Origin of the sequence: Actinomadura sp. GC306 (genome assembly GCF_004348665.1) — a bacterium.
Lineage (GTDB): Bacteria > Actinomycetota > Actinomycetes > Streptosporangiales > Streptosporangiaceae > Spirillospora.
On record NZ_SMKM01000373.1, the window covers coordinates 1 to 5299 of the forward strand.

Sequence of the window (5299 nt, forward strand, 5' to 3'; positions counted from 1 at the left end):
CCGCCGAACCCCGCCTACCCCGGCTCGGCGGGCATCGCGTTCCCGCCGCCCGGCCCGCCGCTCACCGCGATGGGCTGGCCCATCGTCCCGGACGGCCTCGGCGACCTGCTGCTCCGGCTCGCCCGCGACCATCCGGGCGTGCCCCTCGCGGTCACCGAGAACGGCGCCGCGTTCGACGACGTCCCCGACGCGGACGGGCGGGTGCGCGACGACGCCCGCATCCGGTACCTCGACGGGCACCTGCGCGCCGCGCACGCCGCGGTCGCCGCCGGTGCGGACCTGCGGGCGTATCTCGTATGGTCGCTTCTGGACAATTTCGAGTGGGCCGAGGGCTACGGCAAGAGGTTCGGGATCGTCTACGTCGACTACGCCGACAAGCGCCGCCTGCCCAAGGACAGCGCACGCTGGTTCCGCGACGTCATCGCCCGCAACGGACTCGGGGGAAGGCCGGCATGAAACGTCCGACGCTGGAGGCCGTGGCGGCCAGGGCGGGGGTCTCCCGCGCCACGGTGTCGCGCGTGGTCAACGGGTCGGACACCGTGAACCCCGGGATCCGCGCGGCCGTACTGCGGGCGGTGGAGGAACTCGGCTACGTCCCGAACTCGGCGGCCCGCAGCCTGGTCACCCAGCGCACCGGATCCATCGGGCTGGTGGTGTCCGAGCCGCCCGCCCGCGTCTTCTCCGACGACCCCTTCTTCTCCCAGGTCATCCGCACGGTGAGCCAGGAGCTGGAGGCCGTCGACAGGCAGGTCGTGCTGATGATGCCGTCCTCGCCGGCCGGGCAGGCCAGGGTCGAGCGGTACGTCGCGGGCGGCCACGTGGACGGCGTGATCCTGCTTTCCCAGCACGGCGCCGACCCGCTGCCCGCGGCGCTCCTGCGGACGGGCGTGCCCGTGGTGTCGCACGGCCGGCCGGTGTCCACGGCGCGGCCCCCGTACTGCGACGCCGACAACATCGGGGGCGCGCGGGCCGCCGTGCAGCACCTCCTGTCCCGGGGCCGGCGGCGGATCGCCACGATCAGCGGCCCGCCCGACATGTCCGCGGCGCTGGACCGGCTGGCCGGCTACCGCGAGCCCCTGTCGGACACCGGCCGCCGGTCGCTGGCCGCGATCGGCGACTTCACCCGCGAGTCGGGGGCCGCCGCGATGAGCCAGCTCCTGGAGGACGACCCCGGTCTCGACGCGGTGTTCGCCGCGAGCGACCTGATGGCGATCGGCGCCCTGTACACGCTGCGGAAGGCGGGGCGCCGCGTCCCGGACGACGTCGCCGTCGTCGGCTTCGACGACATCGACGCCTCCCGCTTCACCGACCCGCCGCTGACCACCGTCCGGCAGCCGATCGCCGAGGTCGCCAGGACGATCGTCCAGATGCTCGTGCACGGCGTGGACGACAAGGCCGAACCGGTGATCTTCCCCACCGAACTGATCGTCCGCGACTCCACCTGACCGTGCCGAGGAACACCGCCTGAGCGGATACCGCAGGTCGCGCGGCCGGACGTCCCGCGCGGCCCCCGCTTGACAGGACCCTCCTGCATCTCCTTAGTTATTGCATGTAGTCTGCAATAACTGAGAGGGTGCATGAAGACGTCAGCGGCGGTACCGGTCGTGGTCGCGGAACACGACCACGACGACCTGGGAGCCTCCTCCCGCCGGCGCCGGTACCTGCTGCTCCTGGCGGCGCTCGTCGCGGCCTTCCTCGGCACCGCCATCACGGCGGTCGGGATGGGCGCGGTGTCGGTGCCTCCCGCGACGGTCCTCGACATCGTCGGCCACCACCTGATCGGCAGCCCCGCCGAGGTCACCTGGCGGCCGTCGCACGACGCGATCGTGTGGCGGGTGCGGCTGCCGCGCGTGCTGCTCGGCGCGGCGGTCGGCGCCGGGCTCGCCGTCACCGGCATGGCGCTGCAGGCGATGGTGCGCAACATGCTCGCCGACCCGTACCTGCTCGGCGTCAACTCCGGCGGCTCCACCGGCGCCGCCGCTGCGATTCTGTTCGGGTTCGGCATCGGCTGGGGCGAGCACGCCCTCCAGATCGCGGCGTTCCTGGGGGCGCTCGCCGCCTCGCTCCTGGTCTTCGTCATCGCCCGCACCGCCGGGCGGATCACCTCGACCCGGCTGCTGATGACCGGGGTCGCCGTCGGCTACGCGCTCTACGCGCTGACCAGCTTCCTGATCTTCGCCTCCGACTCGGCCGAGGGGTCGCGGTCCGTCCTGTTCTGGCTGCTGGGCACCCTGGCGCTGGCGCACTGGTCGGCGCCGCTGGTCGTCGTGCTGGTGACCGTCGCCCTGGTGACCGCCCTGCTCACCCTGTGGGGACGCCGCCTGGACGCGCTGGCGATCGGGGACGAGACCGCGCACACCCTCGGCGTCTCGCCGACCCGGTTCCGCCTGGTGCTGCTGATCCTGGTGTCGCTGGCCGTCGGGGTGCTGGTGGCCGCGTCGGGCAGCATCGGCTTCGTCGGCCTGGTCATCCCGCACCTGGCCCGGCGCGTCGTCGGAGCCACCCACCGCCGGGCGCTTCCCGTGGCCGCGCTGATGGGCGCGACGTTCCTGCTCTGGGCGGACCTGGCCGCCCGCATGGTCCTCAGCCCCCAGGAACTGCCGATCGGCATCATCACCGCGCTGGTCGGCGCGCCGTTCCTGCTCATCCTGGTCCGCCGCATGCACGCCGGAAGCGAGTGAGGCACCCATGATCGAAGGACACGGGCTCAGCTACGCCTACGGCGCCCGGACCGTGGTGCGCGACATCGACGTCCGCGCGCGGTCGGGCCGGATCCTCGGGCTGCTCGGCCCCAACGGCAGCGGCAAGACCACGGTGGTCCGGATGCTCACCGGGCTCGTGACCCCCCGCACCGGCCGGGTCCTGCTCGACGGGGAACCGCTGGCCTCCGTCCCGCACCGCGCCCTCGCCCGGCGCATCGCCGTCGTCATGCAGGAGACCTCCGGCGACCTCCCGATGACCGTGGCCGACATGGTGATGCTCGGCCGCGCGCCGCACCAGTCGACGTTCTCCCGCAACAGCGCCGAGGACCACCGCATCGCGGCGGCGGCGCTGCGCAGGGTCGGCGCACGGCACCTGGCGGACCGGATCTTCGTCCGGCTGTCCGGCGGCGAGAAGCAGCGCGTGATGATCGCCCGCGCCCTCGCGCAGCAGCCCGACCACCTCGTCCTCGACGAGCCGACCAACCACCTCGACATCCGGTTCCAGCACGAACTGCTCACCATGATCCGCGGCCTCGGCATCACCACGGTCATCGTGCTGCACGACCTGAACCTCGCCGCCCGCTACTGCGACGACGTCCTCGTGCTCGACGAGCAGGGCGACGTCGTCGCGCACGGCCCCTGCGCCGACGTGCTGACCCCCGAACTCCTCGAAGGCGTCTACGGCGTCGGCGTCGAGCGCCTGGAGACGTCCCGCGGCCTCCAGTTCCTCTTCCACCCGCTCGACACCGGCGCAGAGCCGGTGCCCGTGCCCACGTCGTCCCGCACCGGCTGACCGGTCACCCCAAGGAGTACTCCGCCAGATGAAGCGCTACCTCGCCCTCCTCTCGGCCGGCCTGCTGGCCGCCGCGCTGACCGGCTGCGGCGCGTCCGGCTCCGGCTCGGACGGCCAGGGGAGCGCGGGCTTCCCCCTCACCGTGCAGAACTGCGGGGTGGACGTCGAGGTGCCCGAGCCGCCCTCCCGCGTCATGATCGTCAACAGCGCCCCGCTGCAGTACCTGTCCACGCTCGGCCTCCTGGACAGGCTGTCGTCGCGGGCCGGGAAGTTCCCGCCGGAGTACTACTCCAAGGAGACCCTCGACGCGGTGAACAAGGTCCCGTCCCTCACCGACCGCCTCGGCTCCGACGGCCACCTGAAGATCTCCACCGAGGCGATCATCGCCCAGGAGCCCGACCTGGTGCTCGGCCTGCCGGACGGCGTCTCGCGCGAGTCCCTCGCCGCCGTCGGCATCCCCGTCCTCAACGAGCCGAGCTTCTGCCCGGCCGGCATCCAGAACCCCGGCTACGAGACGATCTACAGCCAGATGCGGCTCTACGGGAAGGTCTTCGACCGGGAGGCCAAGGCCGAGCAGGCAGTCAAGGACCTGCAGAAGCGCATCCAGACCGTCCAGGCCGGCCTCCCCGACCAGAAGGGCCGCAAGGTCGCCGTCCTGTGGCCCTACCGAGGCGAAGGGACGGTCGGCGCCTACGGCGGCCAGAGCATGGCCACCCCGCAACTCGAAACGCTCGGCGCCCAGAACGTCTTCGCCGACACCGACAAGCGCGTCTTCGAGGTCTCGATGGAGGAACTCCTCGGCCGCGACCCCGACGCCATCATCCTCCTGCACACCGAGGGCACCGACCAGGAGATCAGGCAGGCCCTGCTCGACATCCCCGGCGCCAAGGACCTCCGCGCGGTGAAGAACGACGCGCTCACCGTCCAGCTCTTCAACTTCACCGAACCCCCCACCCCCCTGGTCCTGGACGGCCTGGAACGCCTGGCGAACTTCCTCAAGAACCAGTGACCACCCTCCCCACCCCGGACCACCTCTTTCCAGGGCCCGGACGAGGCAACAAATAGCATTGCGGCATGCGCCAAATGCCGTCATCTGACATGGTCAGCTTGATTTCATTTCTTGCCGTTCTGCTCATATTTTTTAGCATTGATGTGCGTTCACGAAATTCGTCCGACACAAAGCCGTGGCATGCCCACCTCTTCGAGTGGGCGTCCCGGATCGGCGGCCTCGCCACCGCCTTGGCTCTGACCCTGGGCTGGGTGGATTTGTTCCTCCCCGACGAAGACAGCCCGATCCACGTGGCCTTCGTAGCCGTCCCCGGCTCCGTAGGAGTACTCTGCGCGATAACCCTGGGCCTAGAAATGCTCTGGCAACAATGGGACTGAGCGCAGCGTTCCGACTCCGCCCCCGGCCACCCTCCTGACCCAATTCGGCCATGCCCGTCCGCCGCGATCGGCGCACTGAAACTCACCGGCGAGCGTCATTGTGGAGTTTTCGTGCCCGGTTGAGCAGCTCGACGGCCTTGTTACTGGTGCTTTGTTGAAATAATCGGGCGTTGTGCCGGGGCGGCTCGATGGCTCGTCAGGTGTGGGAAAGCCGTGGGCGCTCGGCCTCGGCAGCTTTTGTCGATCTTCTTGCCGCGCACGGTGGTGTCGGGTGGGAGGCTCTGACTCCGCGGCGAACCCGGTCGGGGTTGTGGTCGTCGTAGTCGGTTGGCCGGGAACTTGATCAGTGGCGGGAGAGGGATGTCGGAGCGGTTGGAGGCGGGGGATCCCGAGCGGATCGGTGAGTTCTGGTTGTCGG

6 protein-coding genes are annotated in these 5299 nt (G+C 70.9%); all 6 read left to right on the forward strand.

Annotation, left to right across the window (positions count from 1 at the left end; genetic code table 11):
- The coding region (locus E1200_RS30985; protein WP_131955814.1) for a family 1 glycosylhydrolase at positions 1-456 on the forward strand (456 nt) is incomplete at its 5' end.
- Positions 453-1445, forward strand: coding sequence for a LacI family DNA-binding transcriptional regulator (locus tag E1200_RS30990; RefSeq protein ID WP_131955816.1), 993 nt, complete (start codon positions 453-455; stop codon positions 1443-1445). The genes E1200_RS30985 and E1200_RS30990, both read left to right, overlap by 4 nt.
- 132 nt (positions 1446-1577) lie before the next feature.
- Positions 1578-2681: an iron ABC transporter permease gene (locus tag E1200_RS30995; protein WP_131955818.1), complete on the forward strand. Its 1104-nt coding sequence runs from the start codon at positions 1578-1580 to the stop codon at positions 2679-2681.
- 7 nt (positions 2682-2688) lie between these two features.
- On the forward strand, positions 2689-3495 hold the full coding sequence (locus E1200_RS31000; RefSeq protein WP_131955820.1) for an ABC transporter ATP-binding protein: 807 nt from the start codon (positions 2689-2691) through the stop codon (positions 3493-3495).
- 28 nt (positions 3496-3523) lie between these two features.
- Positions 3524-4504 (forward strand): ABC transporter substrate-binding protein, encoded by a 981-nt coding sequence (locus E1200_RS31005; RefSeq protein WP_131955822.1) that lies wholly within the window; start codon positions 3524-3526, stop codon positions 4502-4504.
- Positions 4505-4569: 65 nt separating this feature from the next.
- Positions 4570-4881 (forward strand): hypothetical protein, encoded by a 312-nt coding sequence (locus tag E1200_RS31010; RefSeq protein ID WP_131955824.1) that lies wholly within the window; start codon positions 4570-4572, stop codon positions 4879-4881.
- Positions 4882-5299: the final 418 nt, after the last annotated feature.

What these genes read in the sequence shown, in the direction of transcription:
- E1200_RS30990 (WP_131955816.1), top strand. Translation starts at nt 453, where the DNA reads ATGAAACGTCCGACGCTGGAGGCCGTGGCGGCCAGGGCGGGGGTCTCC.
- E1200_RS30995 (WP_131955818.1), top strand. Translation starts at nt 1,578, where the DNA reads ATGAAGACGTCAGCGGCGGTACCGGTCGTGGTCGCGGAACACGACCAC.
- E1200_RS31000 (WP_131955820.1), top strand. Translation starts at nt 2,689, where the DNA reads ATGATCGAAGGACACGGGCTCAGCTACGCCTACGGCGCCCGGACCGTG.
- E1200_RS31005 (WP_131955822.1), top strand. Translation starts at nt 3,524, where the DNA reads ATGAAGCGCTACCTCGCCCTCCTCTCGGCCGGCCTGCTGGCCGCCGCG.
- E1200_RS31010 (WP_131955824.1), top strand. Translation starts at nt 4,570, where the DNA reads ATGCGCCAAATGCCGTCATCTGACATGGTCAGCTTGATTTCATTTCTT.